Annotated in this window: 16 protein-coding genes; 7 read left to right on the top strand and 9 right to left on the bottom strand. The window is 59.6% G+C overall.

The features are described 5' to 3' along the window. Window positions 1-70: 70 nt before the first annotated feature. Both ACR0LX_RS00520 and trkA read right to left on the bottom strand, forming a co-directional pair. Window positions 71-1,609, bottom strand: coding sequence for a TrkH family potassium uptake protein (locus tag ACR0LX_RS00520; protein ID WP_480782140.1), 1,539 nt, complete (start codon window positions 1,607-1,609; stop codon window positions 71-73). Beyond that, complete coding sequence (gene trkA / locus ACR0LX_RS00515) at window positions 1,609-2,985, bottom strand: Trk system potassium transporter TrkA (protein WP_480782139.1); 1,377 nt, start codon at window positions 2,983-2,985, stop codon at window positions 1,609-1,611. Before trkA ends, ACR0LX_RS00520 begins: the two co-directional genes overlap by 1 nt. 96 nt (window positions 2,986-3,081) lie before the next feature. Here trkA and ACR0LX_RS00510 point away from each other — a divergent pair, with 96 nt between their 5' ends. Further along, a complete protein-coding gene (locus tag ACR0LX_RS00510) occupies window positions 3,082-3,561 on the top strand; it encodes a hypothetical protein (RefSeq protein ID WP_480570155.1) in 480 nt (159 codons plus the stop codon). Window positions 3,562-3,567: 6 nt separating this feature from the next. Here ACR0LX_RS00510 and ACR0LX_RS00505 read toward each other — a convergent pair whose 3' ends face one another. The 7 genes from ACR0LX_RS00505 to dusB all read right to left on the bottom strand — a co-directional run bounded on the left by ACR0LX_RS00505 (window position 3,568) and on the right by dusB (window position 12,643). Beyond that, a complete protein-coding gene (locus ACR0LX_RS00505; protein ID WP_480782138.1) occupies window positions 3,568-4,737 on the bottom strand; it encodes an MFS transporter in 1,170 nt (389 codons plus the stop codon). A gap of 43 nt (window positions 4,738-4,780) precedes the next feature. After that, a complete protein-coding gene (locus ACR0LX_RS00500; RefSeq protein ID WP_480782137.1) occupies window positions 4,781-5,377 on the bottom strand; it encodes a helix-turn-helix domain-containing protein in 597 nt (198 codons plus the stop codon). Between the two features lie 42 nt (window positions 5,378-5,419). Further along, window positions 5,420-6,829 carry a nitrogen assimilation response regulator NtrX gene (gene ntrX, locus ACR0LX_RS00495; protein ID WP_480782136.1) on the bottom strand — a complete coding sequence of 470 codons (1,410 nt, stop codon included), beginning with the start codon at window positions 6,827-6,829 and terminating at the stop codon, window positions 5,420-5,422. Between the two features lie 2 nt (window positions 6,830-6,831). Continuing rightward, window positions 6,832-9,114, bottom strand: coding sequence for a sensor histidine kinase NtrY-like (locus tag ACR0LX_RS00490; RefSeq protein WP_480782135.1), 2,283 nt, complete (start codon window positions 9,112-9,114; stop codon window positions 6,832-6,834). 99 nt (window positions 9,115-9,213) lie between these two features. Beyond that, window positions 9,214-10,581, bottom strand: coding sequence for a response regulator (locus ACR0LX_RS00485; protein WP_480782134.1), 1,368 nt, complete (start codon window positions 10,579-10,581; stop codon window positions 9,214-9,216). Next, complete coding sequence (locus ACR0LX_RS00480; protein ID WP_480782133.1) at window positions 10,581-11,663, bottom strand: two-component system sensor histidine kinase NtrB; 1,083 nt, start codon at window positions 11,661-11,663, stop codon at window positions 10,581-10,583. Before ACR0LX_RS00480 ends, ACR0LX_RS00485 begins: the two co-directional genes overlap by 1 nt. Continuing rightward, window positions 11,660-12,643, bottom strand: a complete 984-nt coding sequence (gene dusB / locus ACR0LX_RS00475) for a tRNA dihydrouridine synthase DusB (protein ID WP_480782132.1) — start codon at window positions 12,641-12,643, stop codon at window positions 11,660-11,662. The genes ACR0LX_RS00480 and dusB overlap by 4 nt, the downstream gene beginning before the upstream one ends. Window positions 12,644-12,826: 183 nt before the next feature. On the opposite strand from dusB, the gene ACR0LX_RS00470 reads away from it, so the two are divergent. The 6 genes from ACR0LX_RS00470 (at window position 12,827) to ACR0LX_RS00445 (ending at window position 18,835) form a co-directional block, all read left to right on the top strand. Next, the gene (locus ACR0LX_RS00470; protein WP_480782131.1) at window positions 12,827-13,957 is read left to right on the top strand and encodes a bifunctional 2-C-methyl-D-erythritol 4-phosphate cytidylyltransferase/2-C-methyl-D-erythritol 2,4-cyclodiphosphate synthase; all 1,131 of its coding nucleotides are present in this window, start codon (window positions 12,827-12,829) and stop codon (window positions 13,955-13,957) included. After that, window positions 13,954-14,451 carry a phosphatidylglycerophosphatase A family protein gene (locus ACR0LX_RS00465; RefSeq protein WP_480782130.1) on the top strand — a complete coding sequence of 166 codons (498 nt, stop codon included), beginning with the start codon at window positions 13,954-13,956 and terminating at the stop codon, window positions 14,449-14,451. The genes ACR0LX_RS00470 and ACR0LX_RS00465 overlap by 4 nt, the downstream gene beginning before the upstream one ends. After that, window positions 14,448-14,915: a CinA family protein gene (locus ACR0LX_RS00460; RefSeq protein WP_480782129.1), complete on the top strand. Its 468-nt coding sequence runs from the start codon at window positions 14,448-14,450 to the stop codon at window positions 14,913-14,915. Before ACR0LX_RS00465 ends, ACR0LX_RS00460 begins: the two co-directional genes overlap by 4 nt. Window positions 14,916-15,124: 209 nt before the next feature. After that, window positions 15,125-16,306 carry an ammonium transporter gene (locus tag ACR0LX_RS00455; protein WP_480782128.1) on the top strand — a complete coding sequence of 394 codons (1,182 nt, stop codon included), beginning with the start codon at window positions 15,125-15,127 and terminating at the stop codon, window positions 16,304-16,306. Between the two features lie 134 nt (window positions 16,307-16,440). Beyond that, entirely contained in the window at window positions 16,441-17,118 is a 678-nt protein-coding gene (locus ACR0LX_RS00450) for an orotate phosphoribosyltransferase (RefSeq protein WP_480570189.1), read from the top strand. Between the two features lie 226 nt (window positions 17,119-17,344). Further along, complete coding sequence (locus ACR0LX_RS00445) at window positions 17,345-18,835, top strand: replicative DNA helicase (RefSeq protein ID WP_480570191.1); 1,491 nt, start codon at window positions 17,345-17,347, stop codon at window positions 18,833-18,835. The last annotated feature ends 106 nt before the right edge of the window (window positions 18,836-18,941 follow it).

The following is an 18,941-nucleotide window of genomic DNA, read 5'->3' as shown; positions in this document are numbered from 1 at the left end:
AGTATGGAGTGGCGCGCGCAGATATTCCAGACGAAATTTTACGCAACGACACCAATGACCTGTTGTCTCGTCAATCGCGCCACAACGACGGAGTGATCAGCGCGATGATCGCCAGCGTCTCCAACCGTCCTATCACCATCGCAGCGCACAGTGTCAGCTTCGCGGAACCCGACAGGTCGATCAGGCGAATTGGGGTATCCGTCGCCAGTTCGATCAGCGGTCCCGTAGTGCTGAGGGCCGCGACGCTCAACACCATCGCCTGCTCGAACCCGACCCCCATTGCAGCCAGCAGAACATCGAATACCGCCAGCGTCAGAGCGAACAACATAAAGAAGATCCACGCGATAAAGGCGCCGTCACTTTGTATACGGCGGTTGCCGCCACCCTCTCCGCTGACCGAGGATGGGTAGATCAGCCGGTCGATCTCGCGCCGCCCATTGAGGTAAAGTGCAAACACCCGCAGGAGTTTCACCCCGCCAGCAGTTGTCGCGACTCCACCTCCGATCAGAGCCAGCCCCATCAGGATCAATCCGGGGGTTCCCAAACCCGACAGTTGTTGCGCATCGTTCCAATTGGCGCTTTCGAATCCGGCTGTGGTCAGGAACGCCATGACGGTAAAGAACATGCCCCAGATCACATGCAAAGCCTGCCCCATGGTGATCTCAAGGCCTAGCTCGGCAACCCCCGCCAGCACCCGGAAGAACAGCAAAGCCGCAACCGCGAGAACGATGATCAGCCCGATCCGAAACTCTGGATCCTTGTCCAGACGTGCATAGCCGCTTGTCGCGGTGTCGGCGGAAAACGTCAGGCGAGACAGAGCGAAGAACAGAAACAGAAACAGGATCGCCTCACCGGTGATGCCTGCGGTTGAACCTTCCAGACCTCCGACCGGTGAAATGCCCGATGTCGCCATCGTCGACATGGCGTGACATACGGCGGTCAATCCCTGTTCGCCGGCAATCAGCAACAGTATCCAAATGATCCCCGTCAACCCAGCGTAAACCGGAGCCAGAGTGCGCGTTACCCGGATCAGAAGGCCGCGAGGGTCTGTTTTTTCGCTTTGCGCCACACCCGAGACGGGGCGGCCCGGTTGGCCTCGCGCGGTGACCTCGAACCCGCCCAAAGACAAAGGCGCCAGAATCGCCGCAGCGGCGATCCACATCAGCAATCCTCCCATCCAACCGACCAATGCACGCCACAGATGCAGCGGAGCAGACAGTCGCGCAGGATCGGGGAAAAGATCCGCGCCGGTTGTCGTGACCGCGCTGACCATATCGAAATAAGCATTCAGAAAACTGGTGGTTCCCAGCGCATCATGAAAGGGAACGGCCAGAAACAGCGGCAAGATCGTGAACGACGCGAGCATGACCGCCAATTGACCAAGCGTCCCGCGGCGCGGCACGCGGTTCATCTGGGCCACAGCGATCAATGTGACGACAAATATCCCCAGCAAGCCAGAGTAGAAGAACGACCGCGACGTGTCGTGGTCGTCCAACGCCAGCGCATAGATCGCTGGAATCCACATCGCAAACGAGGTGATCCCCCAGATCATCAGCAACAGCGGCAAGCGCCGTAATACCCCGTGCTGTTGTGTGCGCAGCCGGTTCATCAGAAAAAGTCGATCGAAACCTGCATCAGACGCTCAACCTCGGGCACATCCTTGGCCAGAGCAAAGATCGATACGACGTCCTTTTCGTCGATGCGAAGGCTGCCGGTGGGACGCAGAACCTCGTCGCCCTTACGCACCGCGCCAACCAGCGCCCCTTCGGGAAAGTCGATATCCCGCAGCCGTTGCCCGGCCATCGGAGAGGTCGACATAACCTCGGCTTCGATCACCTCGGCTTCGGCGTCGCCGATCGAATAGACCTGACGCACACGCCCATGGCGGATATGGCGCAGGATCGAGCTGACGGTCGTGGCGCGCGGGTTGATATAGGCGTCGATGCCCAACGGCCCCATCAGGGCAACCATGCTGGGGTCGTTGATCAGAGCGATGGCCAGCGCGCAGCCTTCGCCCTTGGCCCGCACGGCGGCCAACATGTTGGTGCGGTCATCGTCCGTCACCGCAAGCATCGCGTCGGCCCGGTCGATCCCGGCCTCGTTCAGCAACGCTGAATCCAGCCCGTCACCGTTCAATACGATGGTGCGTTCCAAAGCCTCAGCAGCGATCTCGGCGCATTTCCGGTCCCGCTCGATCACCTTTGCGCGCACCCGGCTTTCGCGTTCCTCCAGGGCGCGCGCAACCTCCAGCCCGACATTGCCACCGCCGACGATCACAACGCGGTCCTGCTTGCGCTGCGCCTTGCCGAACACTTCCATCGTGCGGTCCACGTCCTTGACGCTGGTGAACACATAGCATTCGTCGCCGACAAACAACTGGTCTTCGGATTCAGGTGCAAAGAGGGACCCCTCGCGCCGCACACCCACCACGATCGAACTGAGGGTCGAGAACAGATCCGTAAGCTGGCGCAGCGGCGTGTTCACGATGGGGCAATCTTCTTCCACCCGAATGCCCAGCAATTGCGCCTTACCGTCCATGAAAATCTCGGTATCAAAGGCGGATGGCGCGGACAGTCGACGCATCGCAGCAGCGGCGACCTCGCGCTCGGGGCTGATGACCACGTCGATGGGCAGGTGATCACGGCGGTATAGGTCAGAGTGGATCGCCTGAAGGTAGGATTTCGAACGCAATCGGGCGATCTTGCGCTGGATCGAGAACACCGAATGCGCCATCTGGCAGGTGACCATGTTCACCTCGTCCGAATGCGTCGCAGCGATGATCATATCCGCATCCCGCGCCCCGGCCCGTTCCAGCACATCCGGATAGCTGGCGAACCCGGCAATACCCTGAACATCCAGTGTTTCGGTCGCGCGCCGGACCAGATCGGGATTGTTATCCACAACGGTGACGTCGTTCAACTCGCCCGAAAGGTGCCGCGCAATTTGCCAGCCAACCTGGCCTGCACCGCAAATTATGACCTTCATGTCCCTGGCCCTTCTGCCTGAATTCTTTGAATGACAGATGCCCCCAAAGCGGTCAATTGAATTGTCATGACCCCATGAATGCGGCAAGGTAAGTGTATGAAAACAGTACTGCCCCTGCTTCTTTGTCTGACGATGCTGTCTGCCTGCGGGCCGCTTTCGATGTATTACCGCGAGGGTGAAAGCGTCGCGCGCATGCAATCCGCGACAACCGAATGCCGGGTCTCAGCGCTCAAGGATGTGCCGGTGAACAACCAGGTGCGTCAAAGCCCTCCGGTCTATTGGCCGGGACGGTCCTATTGCGACAGCCGGGGCCGGTGTTATCGCACGCCCGGTTGGTGGCAGCCGGGGAACATCTACACCGTTGATGCCAACAAGGGGCTACGCAACAACGTCGAGGCGCAATGCATGGCCAAAAAAGGCTTTCGCCCAATCAGCCTGCCGCCCTGCCGAAGCGCTGTGAAGTCGCGCGTGCCTGCGGTGCGCACAACCACCCTGCCACCAATCAGCACCCAATCCTGTTTCGTGAAGTTCAAGGATGGGTCGTTCCAGATCATCACGCCGGGACAGGCTGGGTAAGACGCGTCAGGACTCTGTGCGGCGCCGACGCGCAAGCCATAAGTGGGCAAGGATTGCAGCGAGGTATATTCCGATCACGGCCGTAAGCATCCCGGCCTCGCTCGTGCGCCACAAAACAGCCAGCAGCACAGGTGTTCCCAGCAGGTTCCCCGCATTCCCCATCTGCGCCATCGCACCATAGCTGAGCGCCTGTGTTTCCGCCGTGTCGTTCAGGTGCGGCACTGCGGCAAAACTGCCTCCCTGCACCAATCCCAGCACCGCAAACAAAGCGATGCAGACAACAGGTAGCGGAGCACCGGCAAACCCCGCAACCAGCGCAGCTATTCCCAGGGCAAAGCCAATGTTGACCACGGTGACACTCGGCAGGACATTCAACAGCAGCGGAACTGCAAGCCATGATAAGACGATCCCGGCCAGAGGCATCAGACCCGCAATCGTGCCGCTGATCTCTGCGGGCAAGCGACCGGGAAGGATGGCCAGCAAGGACACAAAGGTCAGAGTGTAAAAGAACCATCCAATCGCCGGGGCCGATACATGGGCCGAGCCATAGGTTCGCGCATGCACGCTCAGTACCGCGTTCCACCCCAACGCCAGATCGCTGCGGCGATGCGGTTCGATCCGAATGCTGCTAGCTGCAACCAGGCCAGCAATCAGAACCATCAGCAAGCCATGCAGTGCAAAATACGGCGACAACCCGAACCGTGCGACAAAGTCCAATCCGACCCAGGCGTTGGCCGCGAATGCAACGCCAAAAAATGTGCTCCACAATACCATCGCTGAGTTGCGCACCCGACCAGTTGTGATCTGAGCGATCAGAGTGGGCGCCGCGACAACGATTGCAAGATGCGAAAAGCCCTCGATCACCCTGCTGATCAGCATGGGGTAAAAGCCCGGCCCCAATGCCTGAAACAGCGAGATGAGCCCACCCAGTACAAGACCCGAAATCAACAGACGAACGGGTCCGATCCAACCAGCAAGCGCACCGGACAAAGCGCCCAGGACAGCACCCATCAAACTGATGATCGACAGCAGCCAGCCAATCGCATCGGCGTTATCGGAATAGCGCAGCGCCACTTGGGCGAAAGGAACTGCGATCTTGGCAAATTGCGTGGCGGCCCCAAGCCCAGCGGCCCAAAGTAGAAGAACCTGAAGGAAAATGCGTACCGACCCAGACATAAGCCGCTTTTAGCGAGAGCCGTCAGTCGTTGGAACGCATAAATTATGCGTCCCCTACCCGCCTGCCGCTGACCAATCTGACCGGCGTGCCATCAGACAGGTACAACCTCTCCCATACGATCTGGCCGGCGCTGATCCGAATTTGGTCATGCACCGCCTCGGAGGTCAGAAAAGATTTCGGCGTCGGCGTGTGCATGTCCCACCAACCTTCTACATCCAGTTCTGCCTCGGCAGACTGGATTTCATCGGTGGCAAACTGCCAGAGCGAAACACCCAACAATGCGGACTGGCTGGTTTTCCAGTCTCGCGCCCGACTTGCCGAATAGGCCAGACACCGGTGGCTGCTTTCCTCGACCAGATGCAGACATTCGGCCGAATGCATGACAAGCCGCTTTAGCACAGCGTCGTTTGATTTTGTCGGACCAAAGGCCGAAAACGCGGCTTGCTGCGTGGACGGGGGCGGCGTTTGGGTTCCGTTCTCCCATCGTGACACCGTCGTCTGATCAACCTGCAATATGTCTGCAAGTGCGGCTTGTTTCAGCCCCACCGATCTGCGCAGGCGCCTGAGGCGCTTGCCAAACGCCGGAAACCCCTGCGGATTAAGGCGGGGTTTCCCTCGCGATGGAGAGGTCTTTTCCAAACCGTCCTCCCGGACTGCCGAAAGGTCAGAAATCCCGGCAGATCACTCTGCCGGTTCCGGCTCGTCAATCTGTGCGACCCGCGCACCGGATTTGTTCGAGGTCACAACGCCCAGCGATTTCAGTTTCCGGTGCAATGCACTGCGTTCCATGCCAACAAAGCTGGCGGTTCGACTGATATTGCCGCCGAACCGGTTGATCTGCGTCAGAAGGTACTCGCGCTCAAACGCCTCACGGGCCTCGCGCAGCGGCAGCGTCGCCAATGCGCCCGACAGAACAACGCGACCGGATTCGTCCGATTTCTCTTCGTCACTTGGCAACTCACGCGCCTCGACCGGACCAGTGCCATCGCCAAGGATCAACACGCGCTCGATCAGGTTCTTGAGTTGGCGCACATTTCCGGGCCATGTCATCGTCTGAAGCAATGCGATGGCCTCATCCGTCAACTCGCGCATCGGCAAGCCCTGGGTTTCATTGCACATTTCGATGAAATGTTGCGCCAGAACCGGAATATCTTCACGCCGTTCCTCCAGCGAAGGCACGGCGATCGGAACCACGTTCAGCCGATGATACAGTTCCTCCCGGAACCGATCCGCTGCGATTTCTTCTTCAAGATCGCGGTTGGTCGACGAGATGACCCGTAGATCAACACGAACCTTGTCGGACCCTCCGACTCGCTGGAATTGCTGATCCACCAGCACCCGCAGGATTTTCGACTGTGTTCCAAGCGGCATATCGGCCACTTCGTCGAAATAGATCACCCCGCCATGCGCCTCTTCCAACAGGCCGGACTCGATGCCGCGTTCGGCACTTTCGCGGCCAAACAGAACCTCTTCGACGCGCTCAGGTTCGATCCCGGCGCAGTTCACGGTCACAAAGGGCGCGTTGGCACGGTTGGAATGCGCGTGAATATAGCGCGCGGCGATTTCCTTGCCTGATCCGGCCGGGCCGCTCAGCATCACGCGTCCGTTTGACTTGGTCACCTTGTCCAGATTGCTTTGCATCGCGCGGAACGAGGCCGATTTGCCGATCATATCGGAATTGCTGACCTCTTTGCGCTTGAGCGAGGCGTTCTCGCGGCGCAGACGCGAGGTTTCCATCGCGCGGCGGATCACCACCATCAACTGATCGATGTTGAACGGCTTTTCGATAAAGTCATACGCCCCTTGCTTGATCGCCGCGACAGCGATTTCAATGTTGCCGTGGCCCGAAATAATCACCACCGGAACATCCGGGTTGTCGCGTTTCACCGCTTTCAGAATGTCGATCCCATCCATGCGGCTGTCTTTCAACCAGATGTCCAGGATCAGCAGCCCCGGCGGTTCGGCATTAATTGCGGCCATGCAGTCGTCAGAATTTCCAGCCAACCGGGTGGAATAGCCTTCGTCCTCCAGAATGTCGGACACCAGTTCGCGAATATCGCGTTCGTCGTCTACGATCAGAATATCGCTCATCTTTAGCCTGCTTTCAGTTTGTTTATTTTGAGTGCCTGTTTCTTTGACGCAGCGGTTGAAGTCGGATCGACTCCGGGCAAACGAATGACAGCCATCGCGCCGAAATGGTCCTGTCCGTCAAAAACGGGCGCGTCTTCCAAAGTCAGCGCTCCGCCATGTTCTTCGATGATCTTCTTGACGATGGGCAGGCCAAGGCCGGTGCCTTCGTCTCGGGTGGTCACATAAGGTTCAAACAGCCGTGCCCGATCTTCCGGCAGGCCGATGCCATTGTCGGCAATGGTAATCAACGTACCTGAATCGTCTCCGGAAACCGCCACTTTGATCTGCGGTACTAAATTGTCCGGAGCGCCCTTTTCTTTCAGTGTTCCAATCGCTTCTCCGGCGTTCTTGATGAGATTTGTGAGCGCCTGGTTCAACATGGTCGCATCGACATCCACCGGCAGCGGATGGTCCGGCAAATCCGCATCGATCTGAACATCCGGCTGTCCGGCCTGCTGCAACAATACGGCTTCGCGCACCAGATCCACGATGTTTTCTTCATGCCGTTCCGGTTCGGGCATACGCGCGAATTTCGAGAACTCGTCCACGATCCGCCGCAGGTCGTTGGTCTGGCGAACGATAACATCCGTCATGGACTCCAGGCTGTCACAATCTTCCTCATCCAGTTTGCGCGAGAACTTTCGCTTAATGCGCTCAGCGCTCAATTGGATCGGGGTCAAAGGATTCTTAATCTCATGGGCAATCCGACGGGCCACGTCGCCCCAGGCCGCCATCCGTTGGGCGCTGACCAGATCGGTGACGTCATCAAATGCCACCACATAGCCCTCTAGCCCGCCATCTTCGCCACGACGGGTCGCCATCCGTACCAGCAGGTTTTCCGCCCGGCCTTTGCGGGTGACCTTGATCTCACCCTGCACGGCCTCCTGGCCGCTTTCCTTCAGGCTCTCGAACAAGGGCAGAAACTCGGGCACTGCAATGCCGATGGCCAGCTGGCTCTCACCACGCGACCAGTCCAACAACCTTTCGGCGGACCGGTTTACAAAGGTCACGCAGCCTTCGGAATCAACACCAACCACGCCCGAGGTCACCGAACTGAGCACCGAATCAAACAGCCGCCGCCGCCTTTCGATCTGACGGGTGTTCTCCAGCAGCGTGTCGCGCTGGCCTTTCAGCTGGCGGGTCATCTGGTTGAAGTACCGGCCGAGCATAGCGATCTCGTCGTCGCTGGCCTCTTCGATGACCTGGACGCTCAAATCCCCGGCTCCCACGCGCTGCGCGGCAGTTGTCAGCCGTCCGACCGGGCGCGACAGTCGTTCGGCAAACCACATCCCCAGCGAAACCGCGGCCAAAATGAGGATCACCGCAAAGCCCAGGTACAAGAGGCCAAACTCGAACAGGACCCTGCCCCGTTCGCTTTCTAGCTGACTGTAGAACTGCGCGGTTTCCTTGGTGTCGTCGAGCAGCGTCAGCAGATCCCCGTCGACCTCGCGGCTGACATAGAGGTATCGGTCCGCATAGGCCTGCAACGGCACCAGCGCGCGAAATTCGCTGTTGTCCCAATCGTCGATGATGGCAAGTCCGGTATCGTTGGCCTTGACGATCTGCTCGGGTGTCGGTTCTTCGTAGTCAAATAGGTACGACCGGTCTCCGCGCGCGCGAATCTCACCGCTGCCATCGATGACATAGGCTTCGCGCAGACCGCGCTGAATCTGGGCCTGCCCTTGCGCGAGAACTTCGCGAAGTTCCGCATCCGAGATATAAAAATCGCGCGCGCGCGCATTGTCCAGAAACCGCGCCAGAACCGAGGCATCCTGTGTAAGGCCCTGTCGGTGTTCCTGCTCATAAGCTTCGGCCGCTGTCAGCGACGACCCGACCACCTGCCGCACCCTGTCCGAGAACCAGCCCTCAAGGCCGATATTTACGGTTAGACCGGCAAAGATCGCCACCGTCACCGTGGGCACCAATGCCAACAGTGTGAACGCTCCGATCAGTCGCAGGTGCAGGCGAGACCCCGCTGATTTGGCCCGTCGCGCGGCGATCAGACTGCCCAGCTGGCTGAGAACCAGCGCCGCAACGACCAAAACATAAACCAGATCGGCCAATAGAATCAGCCGCAATGTGGGGGCCGTTGCCCCCAGATCGAATGGTCCAATAACAAGATAAGTTGCCAGCGTCAGGATGGGTCCAAGAACCACCAGTCCGAGGCTGCCAATATTGCGCAATCTCCGTGACTTGCGCCACCGATTGATCGATAGGATCGGCCGGTTCTGTGCCCGGGTTGCCACCGTCTGCCCTCATACTGATGTGCCGCTTGCGCGGCTAACCGCCATATGTCGTGGTCGTTGGCCGGGACGAACCCGGATGCCACGGTTTGTGTGGCGATATTACATCAGTTTGCGGCGACGTGTCACCTGAATATCGAGATCGGTGATCTTTTTACGCAGCGTATTCCGGTTAATCCCCAGCAAATCAGCACATTTTGCCTGATTGCCGCCGGTCGCATCCAGAGCAATCTCGATCAGGGGTGCCTCGACCTCGCGCAGAATGCGCTGGTAGAGGCCAGGTGGCGGCAGAATGTTCCCGTGCAGATCAAAATACCGACGCAGATGGCGCTCGACCGAGGAAGACAGCTTTTCGCGATCTCCATCGCCCAGTACTGGCTCGGCCTCGGGCTGCGAACCCAGTGCCATTTCAACCTCAAGCTTTGAGATTTCATCGGTTCGGCTGGTCAGACTTAGCCGCCGAACCGCGTGTTCCAGTTGTCGCACATTTCCGGGCCAGGAATAGCGACGGACCAGTTCGACCGCATCGGGGCTGAGCCAGCGCTTTGCACCGCTATCACGCTCTTCCCGGGCCAGAAAGTGATCGACCAACAGGGTGATATCATCGACACGCTCACGCAGAGCAGGCACATGGATCGTCGCGCCGCAGAGACGATAATAGAGGTCCTGTCGAACCTTCCCGCTTTCCATCGCGTCGGTCAGGTCTGACTGGCTGGTTGCCATGAACCGCGGCACGTGATCGCCGGGCGTATCCATCATCCGCACGATCCGGGCCTGAATTTCATCGCTGAAGTCCGAGATTTCGTCGATCAACAGCGTTCCGCCCCGCACCCGTGCCATCACGCGCGCAGGGCCCTCAAGATCGCTCAGATCGGCAGCGGTTGCCGTGACAAAAGGTAAGGTCCGGCGATCCGAAAAATCGTGAATAGCCCGCGCAATCAACGATTTGCCGGTTCCGCTTTCACCGGATATCATCACCGACAGGTCCGTGTTCATGACGCGCGCAACCAGACGATACAGTGCTTGCATGACCGGCGTTCGCCCAACCAATGGCAGTTCATCAGGCCGGTCGCCGCTCTCGCGATTCATTTCCGGCTGAACGCGCGATTTCTGATCCAGCGCGCGGGCTGTACGCTTCATCAGGTCAGGCAGATCGAAGGGTTTTGGCAAATAGTCATAGGCGTCCGCCTCGGCCGCCTGAATGGCCGTCATGATCGTGTTTTGCGCCGAGATCACGATCACTGGCAAACCGGGCCGGTCCTGCGCGATCTTTGGCAGCATCTCAAGCCCGTTCCCGTCCGGCATGACCACATCCGAGATCACGACGTCCCCTTTGCCCTCGCCCACCCAGCGCATCAACGTGGTCAACGAAGAGGTGGCGTGCACCTTGCAACCGGCGCGGGTCAGTGCCTGTGTCAGTACGGTGCGGATCGTGCGGTCGTCGTCGGCGACCAGTACTGTGCCATCCATCAGATGCTCTCCTCGGTGCTATTTTCTTTCGGTGCGCGGCGCAGGGACAACCGAAACACGGTCTTTCCTGGCACCGAGTCCGCAGTGATCCAACCGTCGTGGTCGGACACGATCTTGCTGACCAGCGCCAGCCCCAGACCGGTTCCGTTATCCCGGCCAGAGACAAAGGGATCGAAAATGTCGCTGCGGATCTTGTCGGGCAGACCCGGACCATCATCAATGATCTCGATCTGCAATGGCAGCGAGTGGCCCGATCCGTCGCTGCGGCGCAGGCGGAAAGAATGTTCGAAATACGTCCGCAGACGGATCGTGCCACCGTCGGTTCCGGCCGCCTCGGACGCGTTCTTCAGCAGGTTGAGTACGACCTGCAAGAACTGATCCGGGTCGCCATAGGCCAGCGGCAGCGACGGGTCATAGTCCTCGACGATCGTCATATGCGCCCCGAACCCAAGCAATGCCGAACGCCGGGCACGATCCAGAACGTCATGGATATTGACCGGTTTGAACTCGGGCTGAGACAGGTTTCCGAATTGCTCGACCTGCTCCAGCAGCTTTACAATCCGGCGACTCTCTGCAACGATAAGGTCCGTAAGTTCAAGATCTTGCGCCGGAATATTCATGCTGAGCAGCTGCGCCGCCCCGGTAATTCCGGCCAGCGGGTTCTTGATCTCGTGCGCCAGCATCTCGGCCATACCGATGGCGGATTGCGCTGCCGATTTCACCGAGTTTCCACGCGTCATGCGTCCAGACAGCTCGCGCGGTGAAACCATCATGATCATCGACCCGGCATGTCCCATCAGCGGTGCAATCTGCAAGGCACATTGCAAGGGTGCGCGGTTGCCCGATCCGACATCGACGTCGTTGACAAAAAGCGGCGCGCCTTGTTGGCGAGCGCGCAGGAACGCAGCCTCCAGCGGGGCGTCCACGGCGATCTGGTCCCACACTGGCTGCCCGATCACAGATTTGCGCGAGGCGTTCAGAAAACCCTCACCGGCAGAATTCACGTCCGAAATCCGGTCTTCTGCATCTATGATGAAGGCCGGCACGGGCAACGAGGCCCAGATATTCTGGTCCGATGTCATGCTGCGACCTCATGCTCGGGCGACAGCGCGTGTTCCAGCAGACGCAGCACGTCTTCGGTATCGCGTGAGGTAAGAACTGATCTTCGCAAGGGCGCGGGCGTGCCCGCCTCGTCCATGTACCAGCCCAGATGTTTGCGCGCGACGCGCAGGCCCAGGTCGGCCCCGTAAAACGCCAGCATTGCCTGATAATGCGCCCGCACCATATCAACCAAATCGGCTCCTGCCGGAATCTCGGGCGCGTCCGAGCCGTACAAGTCGTGGCACATCTGAGCCAGAAGCCACGGCTTGCCCTGCGCACCGCGCCCGACCATGACACCGTCAGCCCCGGACTGGTCCAGCGCGGATCGGGCGGCGGGTGTATCAACGATGTCCCCGTTGGCGATGACGGGCACCGAGACCGCCTGTTTCACGGCGCGGATCGCACTCCAGTCGGCGCGGCCCTTGTAGAACTGGCATCTGGTGCGACCGTGGATCGTGACCATCTGAATACCCGCGTCCTGTGCGCGCTTGGCCACCTCGGGGGCGTTCAGCAACGTGTCGTCCCAGCCCAATCGGGTCTTCAGCGTTACCGGGACGTCGACGGCGCCGACAACCGCTTCGATCAATGTCAGGGCATGATCCGGCGTCTTCAAAAGCGCCGAACCGGAATAGCCGTTCGTCACTTTCTTGGCAGGGCACCCCATGTTGATGTCGATCACGCGTGCGCCGCGATCCGCAACCTGCCGCGCCGCTTCGGCCATCCAATGCGCCTCGCGCCCGGCCAGCTGTACGGCGGTGTTTTCCACATCCGCAGACAGCTCGGCCCGTTCGCGCACACCGGGTTTGGCCTGCACCATCTCTTGACTGGCCACCATTTCGCTGACGACCATCCCCGCGCCAAAACGCATGACGAGGTCGCGGAACGGCCGGTCGGTGATTCCGGCCATGGGTGCCAGCAGCACCGGAGGGGTCAGGTCCTTGTCAGCAAGACGCAGGGTCAACGTGCTTAATCCTTGAGCAATTGAGGTTCTGATATCGAAATAGCAGCATGTGAACAATAAAATGGCGGCATTCAAGCCTGCAAAATCATCATATGCCTATTTTTTAGGCAACTGACTTGGGGTCATTGCCTCTGCATTCACCGCGCCCTAAACAACCCCCAACATCAAAAGGATCGCCCACACATGACCACCGCCGCCATCATCGTCGCCGCAGGCCGCGGACACCGCGCCGGAGGAGACGTGCCAAAACAATGGCGCAGCCTGGCGGGTCGGCGGGTGGCAGATTGGACGATTGAGCGGTTTTCAGGGCGTGTGGATCACGTCGTTCTGGTCCTATCCCCTGGCGATCAGGATGCCTGGGCTGAGTTTCAAGAGAACCCTCTGATACTGGCTCAGGGCGGAGACGATCGCGCCGCCTCGGTACGCAGCGGGTTGGATGCCTTGGCGGGCAAAGGTGTTGAACATGTCCTGATCCACGATGTTGCCCGCCCCTGCGTTAGCGCGCGCGTGATTGATGACGTTCTGGACGCGCTAAGGACCCATCCAGCGGCTGCACCCGGGTTGGCGGTCACGGATGCGCTTTGGACCGGAGACGGGTCGGTTGTTACCGGGGTCCAGGACCGGACGGGCTTGTTTGCAGCGCAAACGCCGCAGGGCTTTCACTATGACGCCATCGTTGCGGCCCATGCAGCGCATCCCGGCGGAGCTGCGGACGATGTCGAGGTTGCCCGCGCTGCGGGGCTGGATGTGGCCATCGTACCTGGCGATGCGGACAACCTGAAAATCACCCGGCCCGAGGATTTTGCCCGAGCCGAACAGATCTTGGGGAAAGGTATGAATGTAAGACTGGGCAATGGCTATGACGTGCATCGCTTTGGCGAAGGTGACCATGTGATCCTGTGCGGCGTGAAAATTCCGCATGGTCGCGGGCTGCAAGGACATTCGGATGCGGATGTCGGAATGCACGCCGTCACCGACGCGATCTATGGCGCACTTGCACAAGGTGACATCGGCCAGCACTTCCCACCCTCTGATCCGCAATGGAAAGGCGCGGCCAGCGAGATATTCCTGCGCCACGCGGTCGAATTGGCGTCGTCGATGGGATACCGCATATCGAATATCGATTGTACACTGGTCTGCGAGTTTCCAAAGATCGGCCCGCATGCACCAGAGATGCAACAGAAAATGTCTGATATCACGGGCTTGAACACCGATCAGGTTTCGATCAAGGCCACCACTTCGGAACGTCTGGGCTTTACCGGCCGCAGCGAAGGCATTGCCTCGCTTGCGACAGCCTGTTTGGTGAAGTCATGACGCTGGCGCGCTTGATCGGCACAGTATGCGGCGTCGGATACCTGCGCCCTGCCCCGGGAACCTGGGGATCGCTGGTCGCGCTTCCGTTGGCTTGGGTACTTCATGTGATCGGTGGCTTCCCGCTGCTTGTGCTGGCAACACTCGCAGCCTTCGGCGCGGGTCTCTGGGCAACGCGGGTCATGACCGAAGGATCCGACAACCATGACCCGTCAGAGATCGTCATTGATGAGGTCGCAGGCCAGTTCATTGCAATCTGGGCGATCTCTTATCCTGCCTGGGCGCATGGGATCGCCATAACCGCGCTCTGGCCCGGCTGGATTGCCGGGTTTGTGCTGTTCCGTCTGTTTGACATCACCAAACTTGGCCCGATCGGTTGGGCCGACCGTCGTGGCGACCCGATGGGCGTGATGCTGGACGACGTGATTGCCGGGGCCTTTGCAGCAGTCGGGGTGCTACTGCTGGCCGGGCTTGCGCACGGGGTTCTGGGGGCATGAGCGCGACTGATGTCCTGAACCGCGCCAAGGCACAGCGAGCAATGATCGCCACGGCAGAAAGCTGTACCGGAGGCATGGTTGCGGCTGCACTCACCGATATCCCCGGCAGTTCGGCCGTGGTCGACCGCGGCTTTGTCACCTATACCAACGCCGCCAAACGGGAGATGTTGGGGGTGCGCGCCGATACGCTCGATGCCCACGGCGCCGTATCCGAACAGGTCGCCCGCGAAATGGCCGAGGGCGCATTGCAGAATTCCAACGCACAGCTTTCGGTTTCGGTCACCGGAATCGCAGGTCCCGGCGGTTCCGAGTTCAAGCCAGAAGGCCGCGTGTGTTTTGGATTGGCAGCAAAGGGCCGAGCGACCCGCACCGAAACAATCGAGTTTGGTGCCGTCGGGCGTGACACCGTGCGCAAGGCGGCGCGAGACCATGCGCTGAACCTGCTGTTGGACGCCCTTTCATAACCCGCACAAAATTAGGGCATACCCACCTGATCGCTGCAAGAATTATCGCCACTTGAGAAAAAGCCGCCAAAACAGGCGGCTTTTTGTGTCTATGCCTCTTTTTTCCTCAACGCCTCTCCGCTTCAAAACCCGCAAAACCACTCACGCAACGTCGGTTGGCACAGATTTGCGCCAGCCGACACAGTTTTTCAGGGAAAGGAGACCGGCCCATGAACGGAGCCGACACAGCCTGGATCATCGTCGCAACGGCATTGGTCCTGTTCATGACATTACCGGGGCTTGCCCTGTTCTATGGCGGCCTCGTGCGGGCGCGAAACGTACTGAGCGTGTTCATGCATTGCTTTTCCATTGCCTGCCTGATGAGCATTCTCTGGCTGGTCGCAGGGTATTCGATCGCGTTTGGCCCCGGTGAAAGCGGTCTGTGGGGCGGGCTGGGCAAGGCGCTTCTGAACGGTGTCGACGCTGACAGCCTTGCAGGCACCCTGCCCGAGATTCTGTTCTTTGCTTTCCAGATGACCTTTGCCATCATCACGCCTGCCCTGATCGTTGGCGCCTATGTCGAACGCGTGGGTTTTGGTTTTGTCCTGACATTCTCGGCCCTGTGGATGCTGCTGTGCTATGCGCCTGTGGTTCACTGGATCTGGGGCGGTGGCATTCTGGCCGATGGCGGCATTCTGGGCGACGTTGGCGTTCGTGACTTTGCCGGGGGCATTGTTGTGCATGAAACCGCAGGTCTGGCTGCGCTGATCATCGCGGTCGCTCTGGGACCGCGTCGAAATCGCACCACGCCACCGCACAACCCTGGCTATGTCATGGTCGGGGCCGCGATGCTGTGGGTCGGCTGGTTCGGCTTCAACGGCGGCTCGCAACTGGCGGCTGACGGCGGCGCGGCAATGGCGATGACGGTCACGCACCTGTCCGCCGCGACCGCCTCGCTGTCCTGGGCGCTGTGGGAGAAGGTGCGCTTTGGCAAAGCCTCGATGGTGGGTCTGGTGACCGGTACCATCGCTGGTCTGGCCTCGATCACCCCGGCCTCGGGCTTTGTCGGCCCGGTGCAGGCGCTGATTATCGGTGCTGTCGCAGGCATATTGTGCCAAGAGGCAGTTTTCGTGATCCGCAACAAGCTGAACATCGACGACACGCTGGACGTGTTCGCCGTTCACGGTGTCGGTGGAATCTTTGGGACGCTCATGATCGCTCTGTTCGGCCTTGGCACCTGGACCGCGCAACTGGGGGGGCTGCTGATCGTGGGTGTCTTTACGGCAGTTGTCACGTTTGTGTTGGTCAAGGTGGTTGCAATGATCACCCCGCTTCGCGTAGATGCGGAGACTGAAACAAACGGGCTCGATCTTTCGGTACACGGAGAGCGCGCTTACGACATGAGCAGCTGAGCCCACCTTGGCTGCTGCGCCCGCAAGGGCAAAGCGGACCCTTCGGGGTCCGCTTTTCTTTTTTGCCCCTCTCGACTCTGGGCCGACGCTCAGGCTATCAGCCCGCAACGTCTTTCAGCCCCGAGGTTTGCGCCATGATCCCCAGTTCCTTTCCCGACAGCACCGAAATCGCCCGCCTGACCGCGCGCATGCTGCTGGAGATCAAGGCCGTCCATTTCAACGCGCGCGAGCCGTTCACTTTGGCCAGCGGCCTGCCCAGCCCGACCTATATCGACTGCCGCAAACTGATCTCGTATCCGCGCATCCGCTCGACCCTGATGGATTTTCTGACTGTCACCGTCATGCGCGACGCAGGCTTTGAGGCGTTCGACAATATTGCAGGTGGCGAGACCGCGGGCATCCCCTTTGCCGCGATGGTTGCTGAACGCTTGGCCCTGCCGATGACCTATGTGCGCAAAAAGCCCAAAGGCTATGGCCGCAACGCCCGCATCGAAGGCGCGATGAGCGAAGGCGAACGTGTGCTGTTGGTCGAGGATCTGACCACCGATGGCGGGTCGAAACTGTCTTTTGTGGATGCGATCCGCGAAACCGGTGCGACCTGTGGCCATACGGCGGTGATTTTCTATTATGGCATCTTCCCCGACACGGAAAAGACGCTGGGCGACCATGGCATCACGCTGCACAGCCTTTGCACATGGTGGGATGTTCTGGCCGAGGCCAAGGCGCAGAAAGCCTTTGATCAGGAAACACTTGACGGGGTTGAAGCGTTTCTAAACGACCCGCGCGGTTGGCAGGACGCTAACAAAAGCTGAATTTACCACTGTGAGTGGTTTGGGGATAAGTCAGGCAGAATCAGCCCGACCGCAACAATATGTGGTGACTTTTGTCTGGAAACCCACATAATACACCAAATCCTTTGCGTATATCAGGCCGTCTCAAAAGTTATCCCAAGGCTTTATCCATAGTTAGCCACAGGTATTTCCAGATAGCCGCCACGCCGAAATAGCGTGTAAGAACACCGTGGGCAGCGGGGACAATATGAACGAGATCAGCAGCATCGAGCAGGCAGCGGCACAGATTCAGAATGCCGAGACAATGCCGCATTCCATTGAAGCGGAACAGCAGCTTCTGGGTGCGATCCTGACCAATAACGATCTGTACGACCGGGTGGCGTCGATTATTGGGGCCGAGCATTTCTTTGACCCGGTCCACGCCCGTATCTACGAGGTCGCCGCAGCGCGCATCGCCAAAAATGCTCTGGCCTCACCTGTGACGCTGAAATCCTTCATGGCCGAGGACGAGGGCCTGAAGGAACTGGGCGGCCCGGCCTATCTGGTCAAGCTGGCCGGCGCGTCGATCAGTGCGTTTGCGGTGCATGACTATGCCCAGATGATCTATGACCTCGCCATCCGGCGCGAATTGATCCGGCTGGGTCGGGATATTTCCGACAAGGCCGCACGCGTCGATGTCAGCAGCGAGCCCAAGGAACAAATCGTCGAGGCCGAGCAACAGCTCTATCAGCTATCCGAGCAGGGCCAGACCGAACAGGGTTTCCAATCCTTCCTCAAGGCGGTCACAGAAGCCGTCAACGTCACCAATGAGGCGTACCAGCGCGGTGGCGGCATGGCGGGGATTTCCACCGGTCTGGCCGACTTGGACAAGCAATTGGGAGGGCTGCACCCATCCGACCTGATCATTCTGGCCGGACGCCCGTCGATGGGAAAAACCTCGCTTGCGACCAACGTCGCGTTCAACGTGGCCAAAGCCTACAAACGTGGCACCAAACCTGACGGTTCTGAGGGTGCGATTGACGGTGGCGTGGTCGGGTTTTTCTCGCTTGAGATGAGCGCCGAACAGCTTGCAGGCCGGGTTCTGGCCGAGGCCTCGGAAATTTCCAGCCACAAGATCCGTCAGGGTGACATGACCGAGGCCGAGTTCCGCCGTTTCGTGGACGCGGCCAAGGAATTGGAAGCCTGCCCGCTATTCATAGATGACACCCCCGCCCTCCCGATCTCTCAGCTCGCCGCGCGCGCGCGGCGGCTGAAGAGAACGCATGGGCTGGACCTGCTGGTCATCGACTATCTGCAACTTTGCCGAGGTATGGCCGATAATCGCGTCAACGAAATTGCCGAGATTTCGATGGGCATGAAGGCGATCGCAAAAGAGCTGAACATCCCGGTGGTGGCCCTGTCCCAGCTGTCGCGTCAGGTAGAAAGCCGCGACGACAAGCGCCCTCAACTCAGCGACCTGCGGGAATCGGGCTCGATCGAACAGGATGCGGACGTCGTGATGTTCGTGTTCCGCGAGGAATACTACAAGGAGCGTGAAAAGCCCGGCGATCACGAGCTGGAAAAGATGGAAGAGTGGAAGCAGGCGATGGAACGTCTGCACGGTAAGGCCGAGGTCATCGTCGGTAAGCAGCGCCACGGCCCCATCGGAACGGTCGAATTGTCGTTCGAGGCGCAGTTCACCCGCTTTGGCAATCTGGTCAAACCCTGGCAACAGGGTGGCGAGATCGAAGGCTACTGAACGATCACAAATACACCGTAAACACGTTCTACACCAAAGGGCATTCGCTTTATTGGTGTTGGCCATGCGTTGTGCTAATCTAAATTTGCAAATGCGGCGCAGACCG

This window comes from Ruegeria sp. CH11 (assembly GCF_056537105.1).
Note: the sequence above shows the minus strand (reverse complement) of the source record. Positions and strands in the feature narration are given on the sequence as shown.